The 15197-nt window shown below is 69.2% G+C and carries 14 protein-coding genes; 13 read left to right on the top strand and 1 reads right to left on the bottom strand.

The window, feature by feature from the left end:
• The first annotated feature begins 1 nt into the window (after position 1).
• A complete protein-coding gene (locus G3M57_RS10835; protein WP_163230458.1) occupies positions 2–643 on the top strand; it encodes a hypothetical protein in 642 nt (213 codons plus the stop codon).
• A 322-nt stretch (positions 644–965) separates the two neighbouring features.
• Positions 966–2321, top strand: coding sequence for an FAD/NAD(P)-binding protein (locus G3M57_RS10830; RefSeq protein WP_163230456.1), 1356 nt, complete (start codon positions 966–968; stop codon positions 2319–2321).
• Here the strand turns inward: G3M57_RS10830 and G3M57_RS10825 are convergent.
• Positions 2318–3154: a LysR substrate-binding domain-containing protein gene (locus G3M57_RS10825; RefSeq protein ID WP_056760195.1), complete on the bottom strand. Its 837-nt coding sequence runs from the start codon at positions 3152–3154 to the stop codon at positions 2318–2320. The genes G3M57_RS10830 and G3M57_RS10825 overlap by 4 nt on opposite strands.
• 129 nt (positions 3155–3283) lie before the next feature.
• Here G3M57_RS10825 and G3M57_RS10820 point away from each other — a divergent pair, with 129 nt between their 5' ends.
• The 11 genes from G3M57_RS10820 (at position 3284) to G3M57_RS10770 (ending at position 15195) form a co-directional block, all read left to right on the top strand.
• Positions 3284–4093: an ABC transporter permease gene (locus G3M57_RS10820; RefSeq protein WP_163230454.1), complete on the top strand. Its 810-nt coding sequence runs from the start codon at positions 3284–3286 to the stop codon at positions 4091–4093.
• A 2-nt stretch (positions 4094–4095) separates the two neighbouring features.
• Positions 4096–4905: an ABC transporter ATP-binding protein gene (locus tag G3M57_RS10815; RefSeq protein ID WP_230983778.1), complete on the top strand. Its 810-nt coding sequence runs from the start codon at positions 4096–4098 to the stop codon at positions 4903–4905.
• Positions 4902–6068, top strand: a complete 1167-nt coding sequence (locus tag G3M57_RS10810) for an acyl-CoA dehydrogenase family protein (protein WP_163230450.1) — start codon at positions 4902–4904, stop codon at positions 6066–6068. The genes G3M57_RS10815 and G3M57_RS10810 overlap by 4 nt, the downstream gene beginning before the upstream one ends.
• Positions 6065–7015 carry a D-isomer specific 2-hydroxyacid dehydrogenase family protein gene (locus G3M57_RS10805; RefSeq protein WP_163230448.1) on the top strand — a complete coding sequence of 317 codons (951 nt, stop codon included), beginning with the start codon at positions 6065–6067 and terminating at the stop codon, positions 7013–7015. Before G3M57_RS10810 ends, G3M57_RS10805 begins: the two co-directional genes overlap by 4 nt.
• A 12-nt stretch (positions 7016–7027) precedes the next feature.
• Complete coding sequence (locus G3M57_RS10800; RefSeq protein ID WP_056760185.1) at positions 7028–7885, top strand: class II aldolase/adducin family protein; 858 nt, start codon at positions 7028–7030, stop codon at positions 7883–7885.
• Positions 7885–8883, top strand: coding sequence for an ABC transporter substrate-binding protein (locus tag G3M57_RS10795; RefSeq protein WP_163230446.1), 999 nt, complete (start codon positions 7885–7887; stop codon positions 8881–8883). Before G3M57_RS10800 ends, G3M57_RS10795 begins: the two co-directional genes overlap by 1 nt.
• Before the next feature lie 131 nt (positions 8884–9014).
• Positions 9015–11189: a TonB-dependent receptor gene (locus tag G3M57_RS10790; protein ID WP_163230444.1), complete on the top strand. Its 2175-nt coding sequence runs from the start codon at positions 9015–9017 to the stop codon at positions 11187–11189.
• A 4-nt stretch (positions 11190–11193) separates the two neighbouring features.
• On the top strand, positions 11194–11796 hold the full coding sequence (locus G3M57_RS10785; RefSeq protein WP_056760180.1) for a cysteine dioxygenase family protein: 603 nt from the start codon (positions 11194–11196) through the stop codon (positions 11794–11796).
• Positions 11793–13370: a rhodanese-like domain-containing protein gene (locus tag G3M57_RS10780; RefSeq protein ID WP_056760177.1), complete on the top strand. Its 1578-nt coding sequence runs from the start codon at positions 11793–11795 to the stop codon at positions 13368–13370. Before G3M57_RS10785 ends, G3M57_RS10780 begins: the two co-directional genes overlap by 4 nt.
• 3 nt (positions 13371–13373) lie before the next feature.
• The gene (locus G3M57_RS10775; RefSeq protein WP_056760175.1) at positions 13374–14012 is read left to right on the top strand and encodes a glutathione S-transferase family protein; all 639 of its coding nucleotides are present in this window, start codon (positions 13374–13376) and stop codon (positions 14010–14012) included.
• Between the two features lie 88 nt (positions 14013–14100).
• Positions 14101–15195, top strand: coding sequence for an LLM class flavin-dependent oxidoreductase (locus G3M57_RS10770; RefSeq protein ID WP_163230442.1), 1095 nt, complete (start codon positions 14101–14103; stop codon positions 15193–15195).
• The last annotated feature ends 2 nt before the right edge of the window (positions 15196–15197 follow it).

Raw genomic sequence — 15197 nt, 5'->3', positions numbered from 1 at the left:
GATGGCCCAGGATGCAGCCGATTTCCTCAGCGACAGCCTGGCGACCCCGCTCGGCGAGGTCATCGCGGCAGTCGGCCGCGGTGTCGCCGAAGCCCAGGCTGCGCTCGACCATGCCTCCCTAGCCGCGACTCTGGCCATGTACGAAACCGATGGCGACGAGGGCGTCCAGGCGCTGCGCGCCATTGGCTACCGCCCCACCTTCTACGTGCTGCCCGAGACAACCTGCGAGGTGCAGGTCTCGATGCATGTCGGAGGAACCGGCGGCGCGGACGGCAGCGCTGGCGGCGCGAACCAGCCCGGAGCCGTCGGGCAGGCGCGCACCTACGTCACTCCGGTCGACGCGGGTTTTCAGCAGCGCTACGCCTTTCAAGGCCAGGGCGCGGCAAAGCTGACCTTCAAGATTCTTCCCGTACCGCCTCCCCAGGCCCTCGACGACGCGGCGCCCATGCCCGACGTGCGTGGCCTGAAGGGCGCCCAGGCCGACACGCTTTTGGCGGCCCGGGGATTGTCGGCGACCTTCGTGAGCGCCGAGGACAAGGTCCTGACCACGAACGAGGCGGCCGAGCTTACCGTTCAAACCCAGGACGCCGCGCCACGCACCCTGGTGACGACTACGAACGCGGTGCGCCTCCTCGTGAAATGACGCCGCGCCGCGGGAAGACCGGCCCGGACCGTCCGTCGTACCGGAACGCGCCGCCCGGCGTTTGCACAAGCTAAGGCCGTGCCGCCTCCGAAGAGCCGTCTAAAGGTGGCTCGCCTGTCGAGGCCCCATTCTCGCGACAGACGTCGCGCGGGCGGCTATGCCTGCCGCGCCGATGAAACCAGCAATTTTATATAATAATTTCAATATATTACTGATAATCCTCGAACGATCCACGACGCCTGCGCAACACAGATCGCCCGGGCGACTTGCAGAATGCCGGGCGATGGTCGAGAAAACCCTATTAAGTTTATAGAGTTTTCCCATGCGCGCTAGGTCAGCACCTGTCATCGCCGTGGTCGGCGCTGGGTTCAGCGGGGTGGCGACCGCGCTGAACATCCTCAAGCGCTCGGCCGACGCCAAGGTGATCCTGTTCGAGCGGCGCACACCCGTCGGCCTTGGGGCCGCCTACGCCTCACACAATCCGGATCATCGCCTGAACGTGCGGGCCGGCAATATGAGCGCCTGGCCGGACGACCCCGAACACTTCGTCAGATGGCTGAACCGCGAGAGGCTCGCCCTGGACCCGGCGGACTTCGCCACGCGCGCGGACTATGGCCGCTATATCCAGCAGCAGGTCGTCGAGATCGCCGAGGGAGCCGCCGGCGCCGGCCGCCTGGTGGTCACGCCGGACGCGGTGGTCGGGATCGAGCCGGGTGGCGACGGCTGGCGCCTTCGGTGCGCCATGGGACGGGCGGTCACGGCCCATGCCGTTGTCCTGGCCCTGGGCAATCCGCCGCCGGCGCGCCCCCCTGGGGTCGACGAGGCCTTCGCCGCCTCGCAGGCCTATGTCGCCGATCCCTGGCGTTGGGACGCAACCCAGTTGCCGGCGGGTCCGGTGCTGTTGATCGGTACGGGTCTGACCATGGTGGACGTCGCGCTGTCGCTGAACGACGCGCAACCGGGCCGCCCCATGCTGGCGCTGTCGCGGCGTGGCCTGGCGCCGCTGGAGCACGACGGCGCGCCGCCGCTGGTCCTGCCGACGCCGCCGGCCAACGATCTCTCGCCGCTCGAGGCGTTCAGCTGGCTGCGTACGGCCGCCGGCGACCATGGCTGGCGTACCGCGATCGACGCCATCCGACCGGCGACACAGGCCTTGTGGCGCAGCTGGTCCGCGCCGCAGAAACAAGCCTTCCTGCGTCATGCCCGTCCGTTCTGGGACATTCACCGTCACCGCTTGGCCCCGCTGGTCGCCGGCCGGATCGGCGCCCTGCGCGCCACCGGTCAACTGGTCCTGGCGGCCGGCAAGATCCGCAGCCTGACGCTGGAAGCCGACGGCTTCGCCCTGTGCCGCTGGCGCGGGCGTGGTCAGGACAAAGGCTACGCCTTCCGCGCGGCCCGGGTCATCAACTGCACTGGTCCGACCGGAGACGTCCTGAACTCCACCGATCCTCTGATCCTGGACCTGGTTCGGCGCGGCCTGGCGCGACCTGATCCGCTGCGCCTCGGTTTCGATGTCGACGACGACAACCGGCTGCGCGACCTCTCCGGCCAGGCCTCGCCGACCCTCCTGGCCGTTGGTCCCGCGACGCGCGGAACCTCGTGGGAGGTCACCGCCGTGCCGGACATCCGCGTCCAGGTCGCCGCCGTGGCCGAGACGGTGATGGCGGCGTTGACCTAGAGATCCAACGCCGCGGCGTGGATCAACTGCCCCAGCTTGACGATCGATGCGTGCGGGGTGTCGTTGATCCGCTGGACATAGGCCACGTCGGGCAGCGACGGCAGGTGATTGCTGGCCAGCGGCGCGCGCTCGGGCAGGAACAGGGCTGTGCGGCAGGTGACCGCCAGACCCGCCTGCACCGCCGCGCGCAGGGCCGACAGGCTCGGGGTTTCGAGAGCCACCCGGAACGGCCGCCCGTCCCGCTCCAGCGCGGCCAGGGCGGCGTCGCGAAAGCGGCAGGGCGACTCCAGGATGGCGACCGGCAGGACGTCGCTCTCAGCCAGGGCGGCGTCGCCATGCCACGCCATGGGGACCACGCGCGCGGCCCGCGGATCGTCCGCCGCGCCCATGCACAGGACGACGTCCAGCCGATCGGCCTCCAGCAGGCCCAGAAGCTCCGGCGAGCCCGCCACCCGCACCTGCAGCTGGGTGTCGGGATTGAGCTGGGCGAACCGCGCCAGCACCCCCGACAGCAGGGTCTCGGCGAAGTCCTGCACGAGGCCGACGCGCGCCGGTCCAGCCAGGGCGTCGCCGGTCAGGGCCACCACGGCGCGATCGTTCAGCGCCAGGATCTCCCTCGCCCTCGGCAGCAGGGTCTGACCCGCCGGCGTCAGCACCAGGCGCCGCCCCTCGCGGTGGAACAGCGGCGTCAGCACCGTCTCCTCCAGGCGCTTCATCTGCAGGCTCAGCGCCGACTGGGTGACGAACACCCGCTCGGTCGCCCGCAGCATCGAACCGGAGTCGACGATCGCCACGAAGCTCCGCAGCAGTTCGGTCGGCAGGTTGGTGACCATGGGCGTCCTCTTGAGAAATGCTAATAAGGCCTGTGAGGATAAGTCTATTGATCAAGTAGGAATTCAACGTCCTTCTTTCTGGACCCACGGCGCTTGCGTCGCAACGGTTTCCGACGAGAGAGGACCGCAGTGTCTCTGGCGACGACCTACAGAATTTCTGAACCTAGGCCATGGCGCTGGCCCAGCCTGGCCCGCGCCCGCTGGTTGTCTCCGGTCCTATTGCTGGCCTTGTGGGAGCTGGGCGCGCGCACCGGCGTCGTCCCGCCCCGGGTGCTGGCCGCGCCATCCACGGTCCTGGAGACTTTCTGGTCCCTGACCGTCTCGGGCGAACTGCCCCGCAACCTTCTGGTCTCCCTGGCCCGCGCCGGCGCTGGCCTCGGCGTCGCCCTGGTTCTGGCCACCACCCTAGGCCTGATCTCGGGCCTGTCGCGCTGGGGCGAGACGCTGGTCGACCCGCTGATGCAGATCAAGCGGACAATCCCGGTTCTTGCCCTGACGCCGCTGTTCATCGTGTGGTTCGGCATCGGCGAGACGCCGAAGATCCTGCTGATCACCGTCTCGGCGACCTTTCCGCTGTACCTGAACCTGTTCGCCGGCATCCGCGGCGTCGACGTGCGCCTGGTCGAGGCCGCCCGCAGCTTTGGCCTCTCGGGCTGGAGCCTGGTGCGCGAGGTAATCCTGCCCGGCGCCCTGCCCTCGTTCTTCATCGGCCTGCGCTACGCCCTGGGGGTTGCGGTGCTGGTGCTGGTGATCTCCGAACAGATCAACGCCCAGGCCGGGCTGGGCTATCTGGTCAACAACGCCCGCGACTTCATGCGAACCGACATCATCGTCGTCTGCTTGGTCGTCTACGCCCTACTCGGCCTCGGCGCCGACGCCCTTGTCCGCACGCTGGAGCGCAAGGCGCTGGCGTGGCGCCCCAGCCTTGTGGAGCAATGATCATGGCCGTTTCGCAACCGCGACTCCCTCGCCCCGCCGTCACCCGCCCCCTCCAGCAGGCCGCCGAACCCGCCGTACGGCTCTCGAACTTCGTCCGCCGCTTCGGCGACAACACCGTCATCGACGGCCTGGACCTGTCGATCGCCCCGGGTGAGTTCGTCGCCCTGCTGGGCGCCAGCGGCTCAGGCAAGACAACCCTGCTGCGAACCTTGGCCGGGCTCGACCCTGCCGGGGGGCAGGACGTGAAGACCCCCGACGCCCGGGCGGTCGTGTTCCAGGATGCGCGCTTGCTGCCGTGGAAGAAGGTCTGGCGCAATGTCGCCCTTGGCCTTTCCGGCGGCAACGTCCGGGCCCGCGCCGAGGCGGCGCTGAAGGAGGTGGGCCTTAGCCATCGCCTCGACGCGTGGCCCGGCACCCTCTCGGGCGGCGAGGCTCAGCGCACGGCCCTGGCCCGGGCCCTGGTCCGCGCGCCGGGCCTGCTGCTGCTGGACGAACCGTTCGCGGCGCTGGACGCCCTGACCCGCCTGAAGATGCACGATCTGGTGCTGTCGCTGTGGCGCGAGCACGCGCCGGCCGTGCTGCTGGTCACCCACGACGTCGACGAGGCCATCGCCCTGGCCGACCGGGTTCTGGTGCTGGACAAGGGCCGTATCGCCGCCGAAGAGCGCATCACGCTGGACCGGCCGCGAACGCTCGACGCCCGCTTCCAGGCCATCCGCCGCCGCTTGCTAAGCCAGCTCGGCGTCGAGTCCGGGCCCACCCATGGCGAAGGTCACCTGCTCGCCTTCCCGACCGGCGAGGTCGTGCTGTGAACGCCCCCGTCCGTCGCTTCGAGGCTCAAGCGCGCCTGCCCGATCTCGATGCGATCCTGCCGGAGCTGACGAAGGCCTTCGCCGCCACCGCCGGCCAACACGACCGCGAGGCCAGCTTTCCGGCCGACAACTTCCGCCAATTGCACGAGGCGGGCCTTCTGGCCCTGACCGCGCCCGCGCGGCTGGGGGGACTGGAGGCCGACCTGCCGACGGCGCTGAAGGTGATCTCGGCCGTGGCGCGCGGCGAGCCGGCGACGGCGCTCGTCCTGGTCATGCAGTACCTGTTCCACGCCTCGGTCGAAGGCCGCTCCGGCTGGCCCGAGCATCTGAAGCAGCGCGTCATCGGCGAGGCGATCGAGCACGGCGCCCTGATCAACGCCCTGCGGGTCGAGCCGGACCTCGGCACGCCCGCCCGCGGCGGCTTGCCGGCCACCATCGCCCGCCGCACGTCCGAAGGCTGGCGGCTCAGCGGCCGCAAGATCTACTCGACCGGCTCCACCAACCTGACCTGGTTCGTGGTCTGGGCCCGAAGCGACGACGCCGAACCTCTAGTCGGCGGCTGGCTGGTCCGCGCCGACGCCCCCGGAATTTCGATCGAGGAGACCTGGGACCACCTGGGCCTGCGCGCCTCCGCCAGCCATGACGTGGTGTTCGAGGACGTCCTGGTCCCGCTGGACCATGCCCTGGATCCCCAGCCCGTCGGCGTGCCGCCGCCCTATCCGGCCAGCTTCGCCACATGGTCGGCGGTGCTGACCTCGGCCATCTACGACGCCGTCGCCCGTGCGGCGCGGGACTGGCTGGTCGAATTCCTGGCCAACCGCAAGCCGGCCAACCTGGGCGCCGCCCTCTCGACCCTGCCGCGATTCCAGGAAGCCGTCGGCGAGATCGACGGCCTGCTGCTGTCCAACCGCGTCCTGCTGGACACCGCCGCGCGGGGCGAGGTCGACGGCGTCGAGGCCAGTCTCGTCAAGCACCTGGTCACCGAAAACGCCATTTCGGCCGTCGAAAGGGCCTTGAAACTGACCGGCAATCCGGGCCTGACTCGCGCCAATCCGCTGGAGCGCCACCATCGCGACGTCCTCTGCGGCCGGGTCCACACGCCGCAGGCCGACGTGGTCCTGACCAGCGCCGGCCGCGCCGCCTTCGCGGGACTGGGCGCATGAGCCGCCTCATCGTCGCCAGCCAGTTGCCAGAGGTGTTCAACAGCGTCTTCGCCCAGCATGTCGCCGACGCCGAGATCGTGGCCGTGCCGCCGGGCTTCACCGCGCCCCTGCCGCCCCAGGCAAAGATCCTGGTCGCCGCGCCGTTCCGCAAGGCCGGCGGGGTTCTGCCCGACCGCCCGCCGCCCGGCTGGCCTTTCGACGTTCGCTGGGTGCAGTTGGTTTCGGTCGGCATCGACTTCTATCCGGACTGGCTGTTCGACGGTCCCGTCGTGACCTCGGCGCGCGGCTCGTCCGCCGTAGCCCTCGCCGAATTCGCGCTGGCCGCCCTCCTGGCCGAGGCCAAGCGCCTGCCGGACATCTGGATCGACCAGGCCTCGCGCTGGGCGCCGCAGCAGCTGAAACTGGTCGCCGGCTCGACCCTGGGCCTGGTCGGCTTCGGCGCCATCGGCGAAGCCCTGGCCCCGCGCGCCCAGGCCCTGGGGATCAACGTGCTGGCGGTGCGCCGCTCGGACGCCCCGATCCCGGTGCCCGGCGTCGAGCGCGTCGCCGACCTAAAGACCCTGTTCGAGCGCAGCGACCATGTCGTCCTGGCCGCGCCGGCGACGCCGCAGACCGAGCGGATCATCAACCGCGACCTCCTGCTGCACGCCAAGCCCGGCCTGCACCTGATCAATATCGCCCGCGGTGCCCTGATCGACGACGAGGCCCTGCTGGCGGCGCTGGACGAGGGCCGCGTCGGCCGCGCCAGCCTAGACGTCACCTTCCCCGAGCCCTTGCCGGACGGCCATCCGTTCTACGGCCATCCCAAGGTTCGCCTGTCGCCGCACACCTCGGTGCATACGCCCGACACCCGTATCAACCTGGCGACCCAGTTCGCCGAGAACCTGGCCCGCTTCCGGTCCGGCGCGCCCTTGGCCGGCGTCGTCGACCTGTCGCGCGGCTACTGAGAGATCAACGCCATGACCGCCATTCCCGCGCCCCAAGCCTTTGAGGGAAGAAGCTTCGCGCCCGCCGCGCCGCATCCCGCCAAGATCGAGACCGTCCTGCCCGAGTTCGGGACCCGCGAGATCCCGCGCCAGCCTACAGTCGAGGCCGAGCGCCTCTATCGCAAGCAGCGCCTAGCGGCCTCTTATCGCCTGTTCGGCCGCTACGGCTTCGACATGGGCGGCGCCGGTCACATCACCGCCCGCGACCCGGAACTGACGGACCATTTCTGGGTCAACCCGTTCGGCGTTCACTTCAGCCGGATCAAGGTCTCGGACCTAATGCTGGTCAGCCATGACGGCCGCGTCGTCGAGCCGCCGGCCAGGGTCCCTGCCCGCCTGAACCGCGCGGCCTTCGCCATCCATTCGCAGTTGCACGAGGCCCGTCCGGATGTCGTGGCCGCCGCCCATTCGCACTCGCTGTACGGCAAGGCCTGGTCCGCCCTGGGACGCCTGCTCGACCCCCTGACCCAGGACTCGGCGGCCTTTTATGACGACCACGCCCTGTTCGAGGAATTCTCCGGCGTGGTGCTCGACACCAGCGAGGGCCAGAAGATCGCGCGGACGCTGGGCCCGAAGAAGGCCGTGATCCTGCAGAACCACGGGATCCTGACCGTTGGTCAATCGGTCGAGGCCGCCGTCTGGCGCTACCTGGCCCTCGAGAACGCCTGCCAGACCCAGCTGCTGGCCGAGGCCGCCGGTCCGACCAAGCCCATGCCGCCCGAGGTGGCCGCGCACACCGCCAGCCAGGTCGGCAGCGAAGCCGGCGGCCTCTGGGCCTTCCAGCCCTATTGGGACGTTGTGACCGAAGAAGAACCGGACCTGTTCGACTGATGACCGGTTTCACGATGTCCAGGCGCGGCCTGATGGTCGGCGGCGTATCGATCGCCGGCCTCTCCATGACCGGTCTCGCCGCCTGCTCGCCCAAACCGGCCGCCAAGACCGGCAACCTTTCTGACCTGACCCTGCGGGTCGCCACCTATCGCGGCAATCCCGAGAGCTTCTTCGACCAGGCGGGGATCCAGGCTCCGCCTTACAAGTTGGCTCGCACCCAGTTCGCCGGCGGCAACCTGATCGCCGAGGCGATCAACGCCCGGGCGCTGGACTTCGGCGGCATGAGCGAGATCCCGCCGATCTTCGTGGCCGACCATCCGGGCAACCAGGTCCGCATCGTCGGCGTGCTGCAAGGCGACGTGAACAACCAAGTCGTGCTCGTGCCCAAGGGCTCGCCCGCCCAGGACTTCAAGGCGTTGAAGGGCAAGCGGATCGGCTATGTGAAGGCCACGACCTCGCACTACATCCTGCTGCGGCTGCTGGAGAAATCCGGCCTGACCTGGGCCGACATCACCCCGGTGGCGTTATCGCCGCAGGACGGCTTGGCCGCCTTCCAGAGCGGGGCGTTGGACGCCTGGGTCATCTACGGCGTCATTGTCTACCAGGCCCGCGAGGCCGGGGCCCGGGTGCTGACCACCGCCCAGGGGATCCTGTCGGGCAACTACCTGATCACCGCCGCCGCCGAAGCGCTGGACGAGCAGGAGCGGCTGAAGGCCATCGGCGACTACGTCCGACGCTATCGCCAGGTGTTCGACTGGATCAACGCCGACGGCGTCCGCTGGGCCAAGGTCCGCGCCGCCGCCACCGGGGTCAAGCAGGCCTATTACGAGCAGGAGTTCCGCGAGCGCAGCTCGCCTTCGATCCTGGGCCCGATCAGCGAGGCGGCGATCGCCTCACAGCAGGCCGTGGCCGACACCTTCGCGACCGCCAAGGTCATACCAAGCGCCGTCCAGGTCAAGCCGCTGTGGGATGACCGGCTGACGTCGTTCCTGAAGTGATATTTGCCGCACAAATATAGAACCGCAGCGTTCTTGATATAAGCAAATCTATCGATTTCCAGATTTTATATTCGTTGAGAACAGATCGCGCAGATGACAAATCCCTACAAGATAAATCGGGGATAGGTCGAATGCCTAAATTTCGCTCGCGTGATCTTCTGCTCTTGAGTTCCAGCCTGGCGATGGCCGGCGCGGCCCAGGCCGCCGAACCGGCTTCCAGCGCCGACGGGGCCGCCCCCGCGGTCGAGCAGGTCATCGTCACCGCCGAGCGACGCGCCACCGACCTGCAGAAGACCGCCATCGCCATCTCGGCCTTCGGCCAGCAGGTCCTGGCCGACCGCAAGATCGACAATATCCGCGATCTGTCGGGCCAGATCCCGAACCTCAGCATCAGCCGGGTCACTATCAGCCACACCACCCAGACCTACGCCCTGCGCGGCGTCGGCGAGGCCGACCCGATCCAGGAACCGGTGCTGGCCGTCTATGTCGACGACGTCTACATCCCGCGCCAGATCGGCTCGATGGTCGAGTTCAACGACCTGGAGCGCATCGAAGTGCTGCGCGGCCCACAAGGCACGCTGTACGGCCGCAACTCCAGCGCCGGCGCCCTGCGGATCATCACTCGCGATCCCGGCCAGAATCTGCGCGCCAAGGCCGAGGTCGGGTTGGGAAATTATGGGGCCGTCGACGTCCGCGCCCTGATCGAAGGACCTCTGGTCGCCGACAAGCTGTCGGGCAGCCTTTCGTACATCCATCACGAGCGCGACGGCGTCACCTTCGATCCGACGCTGAACCACGACGTCAACCGCATCAACCTGGACGCCTTCCGCGCCAAGTTGCGTTGGACGCCGACCGAACGCCTGGACGCGCAATTGACCGTCAACGCCCTGCGCGACCGCAGCGACACGCGCAGCTATATCCCGGTGAACCAGCCGGGCGGAATCTTCCGCAACGATCGCTCATACGCCGAGGTCGAGCCGGTCCAGGACCTGGACCAGATCAGCGGCTCCCTGCGCGTCCAGTACGAGCTTTCCGAGCACCTGAAGCTGAAGTCGATCACCGCCTACGGCGGCTTCAACCTCAATCCCGTCGCCTATGACAACGACGGTGAGGCGGCGCTGATCCAGAAGAACCTGATCCACTACAACGATCAGTACGCCACCCAGGAAGTCCAGCTGAACGGCGACTTCGGCGACGTCACCTTCACCAGCGGCCTGTTCTATCTGCACGAGCGGTTCTTCGTGCAGCGCGACGGCTACAGCCGCCGCAACGCCCAGAACACCGACCCGGTGACGACGCCCGGCAACTACAGCTTCGCGCGGGCCCACAACATCACCAACACCGACGCCTACGCCGTGTTCGGCGAAGCGACCTGGAAGGCGACCGACCGCCTCTCCCTGACCGGCGGCCTGCGCTGGACCAACGAGAAGAAGAACTTCGTCTTCGACAACAAGGTGCTGAACCTGGCCGGTCAGGTCGTCGGCCAGTCGATCGCCGGCCAGGCCGACAAGACCTTCTCGGCGATCACGCCCAAGGTCTCGGCCCAGTACCAGTGGTCCGACGAGGTCCTGCAGTACGTAACCTGGTCGAAGGGCTTCAAATCGGGCGGATTCGACAACCGCGCCACGCGTCTGGATCTGGCCACCCGTCCCTTCGCGCCCGAGAACGTCGACAGCCACGAGACCGGCCTGAAGACCGAGCTGTTCGACCGCCGCGCGCGGTTGAACCTGGCGGCGTTCTACAACGACTACAAGGACCTGCAGGTCAGCTACAGCGACCCGGCCTATCCGGGCAATTCGATCCGCGGCAACGCCGGCAAGGCCCACACATACGGCGTCGAGATCGAGGGCGACGTTCGCCCGACCGAGCGGCTCGGCCTGCAAGCCTCGGTCGGCTACCTGTTCGCGGTCTACGACAAATACCGCAACGCCGGCGGGGTGGGCGTCAACGCCGACGGACACCGCCTGCTGAACTCGCCGCGTTGGAGCCTATCCGGCGGTCTGACCTACGACGTGCCGATCGAGATTCCGGGCTCCGTGCGCCTGGGCCTGAACGCCCAATGGCAGGGCAAGGCCTATTTCAACGCGCTGCAACGCCCGCAGGACAAGGCGCCGGCCCAGGGCTTCCTGAACGGCTCGATCACCTGGACGACGCCGGACCCGCGCTGGGCCGTGCAGCTGTCAGGCCGCAACCTGCTCGATTCCGACAAGCCGGTCAGCGCCACCTACACACCGTCCACCGGGGTCTACTACCGCAACTACCCCGATCCCCGGACCTTCCTCGTCACCCTCAAATACGCGCTGTGACCCCATGAGCCAGCACCGCCTCTCGGACTTCGTGGCCGACTTTTCCAACCTGCTGGACCAGACCGGCGACGAGGCCGTGATCCTGCGCGAGGGCGGCGCCCTGCTGGCCGACCTCGTGGCTGTCGACGACTGGCTGCCGGAAGCCCAGAGCCGGCCCGATCCGACGCGCTACCAGCAGTACCTGCTGCACCGCGATCCAGCCGGCCGCTTCTCGGTGGTCAGCTTTGTCTGGGGGCCGGGCCAGGCGACGCCCGTCCACGACCATACCGTCTGGGGCCTGGTCGGCGTCCTGCGGGGGGCCGAACTGTCCCAGTCCTACGCGCGGCGGGGCGACGCCCTGGCCGCGGCGGGCCAGGTTCATCGCCTGGAAACCGGCCAGGTCGAAGCGGTCTCGCCGACGATCGGCGACATCCACCGCGTCGCCAACGCCTTCGAAGACCGGGTCTCGATCAGCATCCACGTCTATGGCGCCGATATCGGGACGGTGCGGCGGTCGACCTACGGCGCCGACGGCCGGCCCAAGCCCTTCGTCTCCGGCTACGCCGACGTCCCGCCACCTCTCCTGTTCGACCGCGCCAGCGCCCTGGCCTACGGAGCCGCCGAATGACCCTGTCCGTCGTCAAGCCGCAAGAGGTCCGCCGCGACCTGATCGCCCGACGCGAGATCGCCCTGCTGGACCTGCGCGAGGAAGACCCTTTCGCCAAAGGACACCCGCTGTTCGCTTCGCAACTGCCGCTGAGCCGGCTGGAGGCGGAGATCCTCGACCGCGTCCCACGCCATGGCGCCAAGATCGTCCTCTATGACGACGGCGAGGGCCTGGTCGCGCCCGCCGCCGAACGGCTGGCGGCCCTGGGCTACACGAACGTCCACGCGCTGGCCGGCGGCCTCGCCGGGTGGCGCGCCGCCGGCTACGAGCTGTTCCAGGACGTCAATTCCTACAGCAAGGCGTTCGGCGAACTGGTCGAGGCGCGCCGCCATACGCCGTCCCTGCCGGCCCAGGAGGTCCAGGCGCGTATCGACGCCCAGGCCGACCAGGTGATCCTCGACGCCCGCCGGTTCGAGGAATACGCGGTCATGAGCATTCCCGGGGGGATCAGCACGCCCGGCGCCGAACTGGTGCTGCGCGCCCGCGAACTGGCGCCCGATCCCTCGACCACCATCATCGTCAACTGCGCCGGCCGCACGCGCAGCCTGATCGGCGCCCAATCGTTGGTCAACGCCGGCCTGCCCAACCCTGTCTTCGCCTTGCGCAACGGCACGATTGGCTGGACCCTGGCCCAGCAGACGCTGGAACATGGCCAGGACCGCAAGTTTCCCGAGGTTCGTGACCAGACCCTGGCCGAAGCCCGAAGCCGCGCCCGCGACGTCGCCTACCGCGCCGGCGTCCGCCGCCTCGACGCGGCGGGCTTGGCCGACCTCGGCAAGGACGGCGACCGCACCCTCTACCGCTTCGACGTCCGCACGCCCGAGGAGTACACGACGGGCCACATCCCCGGCTTCCGTTCGGCCCCTGGGGGCCAGCTGGTGCAGGAGACCGACGTCTTCGCCCCGGTGCGCGGCGGCCGCATCGTGCTCGCCGACGATCTGGGGCCTCGCGCCGACATGACCGCCTCGTGGCTGGCCCAGCTGGGCTGGGAAGTCTACGTGCTGGACGGCGGCTTCAAGGGCGGGCTGGAGACCGGCGCCTGGACGCCGCGCCTGCCCGTCCTGCCGGCGGTCGAGGCCCTGTCGCCCGAAGACCTGGCCCAGGCCATCGCCGAGGAGGCCGTGGTCGTGATCGACCTCGCCCCCAGTCCGCGCCATCGCAAGGCTCACGTGCCCGGCGCCTGGTTCGCGATCCGCGCCCAGTTGCCCGAGGCGCTGGACAGGCTGCCGAAGGACAGGGCCTTCGTGCTGACCTCGACCGACGGCGTCCTGGCGGCCCTGGCCGCGCCGGAACTGGAAGACCTGACCGACCGCTCCGTCCGCGTCCTGGCCGGCGGGACCGAGGCCTGGATCGCCGCCGGCCGCGCCGTCGAGGGAGGCCTGACCCGCGCCGCCAACGCCCCGACCGACATCTACAAGCGCCCTTATGAGGGCACCGACAACGCGGCCGAAGCCATGCAGGCCTATCTCGATTGGGAGTTCGGTCTGGTCGAGCAACTGGCGCGCGACGGCACGCACGGCTTCTACGTGATCTGAACCATGACCCTGCAGCTCTATTTCGCGCCCGGTTCCTCATCCCTCGCCCCCCTCGTGGCGCTGGAGGAGATCAACATTCCCTACGGCGCCCACCGGCTGGATCTCGCCGCCGGCGACCAGCACAAACCCGACTATCTGAAGGTCAATCCGCGCGGCCGCGTGCCGACCCTGCTGGTCGACGGTCAGGCCGTGACCGAGGTCCTGGCGATCCTGACCTACCTGGCCCATCGCTACCCGCACAGCGAGCTTCTGCCCCTGGCCGATCCGCTGGGGCTGGCCAAGGCCTACGAAGTGATGAGCTGGTTCGCCAGCACGGTGCACGTGGCCTTCGCCCAGATCGCCCGGCCGGAGCGCTACGCCGACGACGAGGCGGTGAAGGCCGCCCTGGCCACGCCCGGCGAGGCCCGTTTCGCCCGCACCCTCACCGACATCGAGCGCCTGGCCCAGGCGCCGGGCCCGTGGCTGCTGGGCGAGAATTTCAGCGTCGTCGACGCCTACGCCCTGGTGATCTGGCGCTGGGCCGAGCGGCGCCAGATCGACACCGGACGCTATCCCGCCTGGAGCGCCAAGGCCGCTCGCGCCTTCGCCCGCCCTTCAGTGGTCCGCGCCCTGCGCAGGGAGGCCGCGCCCGTAACGGCCTGATGAGCCGCCCGCATAACGCGCTTGAAAACTCCTCGCTCATCGTCGGGCGAGGCCGTCCCTAGGATCGAACCCCAAACTGGAGCCCGCCATGAGCGTTGAATTCATCGGTTTCATCGGCACGCAGCACGCGTCCGAGATCCATCCGCCGTCCGGCCCCGCCATCGACGTAGCCTATGTCGAGAAGACCGCCCGCGTGCATGAGGACGGCGGCTTCGACCGCGCCCTGGTCGCCTTCCACTCGACCGGCCCGGAAAGCCAGCTGGTCGTCGCCCATGCGGCTTCGGTGACCACGAGACTGAACTTCATGATCGCCCACCGGCCGGGCTTCACCCAACCGACCCTGGCCGCCCGGCAGCTGGCGACCCTGGACCACTTCACTGGCGGCCGGGTCGCCGTGCACATCATCACCGGCGGGTCGGACGAGGAACTGGCCAAGGACGGCGACCACCTGACCAAGGACGAGCGCTACGCCCGCACCAGCGAGTACCTGGACATCGTTCGCGCCGAATGGACCGGCGACAAGCCGTTCGACTACGAGGGCCGATACTACAAGGTCGACCAGGGCTTCGGCGCGGTGAAGCCGCTGCAGGCGCCGCATATCCCGATCTATTTCGGCGGCTCGTCGGATGCGGCCATTCCGGTGGCGGGAAAGCATGCCGACATCTACGCCATGTGGGGCGAAACCCAGGCCCAGGTGCGCGAGACCATCGCCCGCGTCCGCGCCGCCGCGGCCAAGCACGGCCGCCAGGTGCGCTTCTCGCTGTCGCTGCGTCCAGTGATCGCCGACACCGAGGAAGCCGCCTGGGCGCGCGCCGACGACATCGTCGCTCGCGCCAAGGCGCTGCGCGAGGCCGCCGGCTTGCTGACCACGGGTCACCGTCCGCCCAACGCCGGCTCGCAGCGCCTGCTGGACGCGGCCGCGCAAGGCTCCCGTCTCGACAAGCGCCTGTGGACCGGCGTCGCCGGCGTCACCGGCGCGCAAGGCAACTCCACGGGCCTGGTCGGCACGCCGGAACAGGTCGCCGAAAGCCTGCTCGACTACTACGACCTGGGCGTCTCGACCTTCCTGATCCGCGGCTTCGACCCGGTCGAGGACGCCATCGCCTACGGTCGCGACCTGATCCCGCTGGTCCGCCAGCGGGTCGCCGAGCGCGACCTTCGCCTGGCGCGGGCGGCGAGCTGACC

Source organism: Caulobacter rhizosphaerae (genome assembly GCF_010977555.1).
GTDB classification, from domain to species: domain Bacteria; phylum Pseudomonadota; class Alphaproteobacteria; order Caulobacterales; family Caulobacteraceae; genus Caulobacter; species Caulobacter rhizosphaerae.
The sequence above is the reverse complement of the archived record's forward strand: the minus strand, read 5'-3'. Positions and strand labels throughout refer to the sequence as shown.

Excerpts from the sequence above, each read along its gene's own strand:
- G3M57_RS10835 (WP_163230458.1), top strand. The coding sequence starts at position 2 with ATGGCCCAGGATGCAGCCGATTTCCTCAGCGACAGCCTGGCGACCCCG.
- G3M57_RS10800 (WP_056760185.1), top strand. The coding sequence starts at position 7,028 with ATGACCGCCATTCCCGCGCCCCAAGCCTTTGAGGGAAGAAGCTTCGCG.
- G3M57_RS10770 (WP_163230442.1), top strand. The coding sequence starts at position 14,101 with ATGAGCGTTGAATTCATCGGTTTCATCGGCACGCAGCACGCGTCCGAG.
- G3M57_RS10790 (WP_163230444.1), top strand. The coding sequence starts at position 9,015 with ATGCCTAAATTTCGCTCGCGTGATCTTCTGCTCTTGAGTTCCAGCCTG.
- G3M57_RS10785 (WP_056760180.1), top strand. The coding sequence starts at position 11,194 with ATGAGCCAGCACCGCCTCTCGGACTTCGTGGCCGACTTTTCCAACCTG.
- G3M57_RS10775 (WP_056760175.1), top strand. The coding sequence starts at position 13,374 with ATGACCCTGCAGCTCTATTTCGCGCCCGGTTCCTCATCCCTCGCCCCC.
- G3M57_RS10815 (WP_230983778.1), top strand. The coding sequence starts at position 4,096 with ATGGCCGTTTCGCAACCGCGACTCCCTCGCCCCGCCGTCACCCGCCCC.
- G3M57_RS10805 (WP_163230448.1), top strand. The coding sequence starts at position 6,065 with ATGAGCCGCCTCATCGTCGCCAGCCAGTTGCCAGAGGTGTTCAACAGC.
- G3M57_RS10780 (WP_056760177.1), top strand. The coding sequence starts at position 11,793 with ATGACCCTGTCCGTCGTCAAGCCGCAAGAGGTCCGCCGCGACCTGATC.
- G3M57_RS10830 (WP_163230456.1), top strand. The coding sequence starts at position 966 with ATGCGCGCTAGGTCAGCACCTGTCATCGCCGTGGTCGGCGCTGGGTTC.
- G3M57_RS10825 (WP_056760195.1), bottom strand. The coding sequence starts at position 3,154 with ATGGTCACCAACCTGCCGACCGAACTGCTGCGGAGCTTCGTGGCGATC.
- G3M57_RS10795 (WP_163230446.1), top strand. The coding sequence starts at position 7,885 with ATGACCGGTTTCACGATGTCCAGGCGCGGCCTGATGGTCGGCGGCGTA.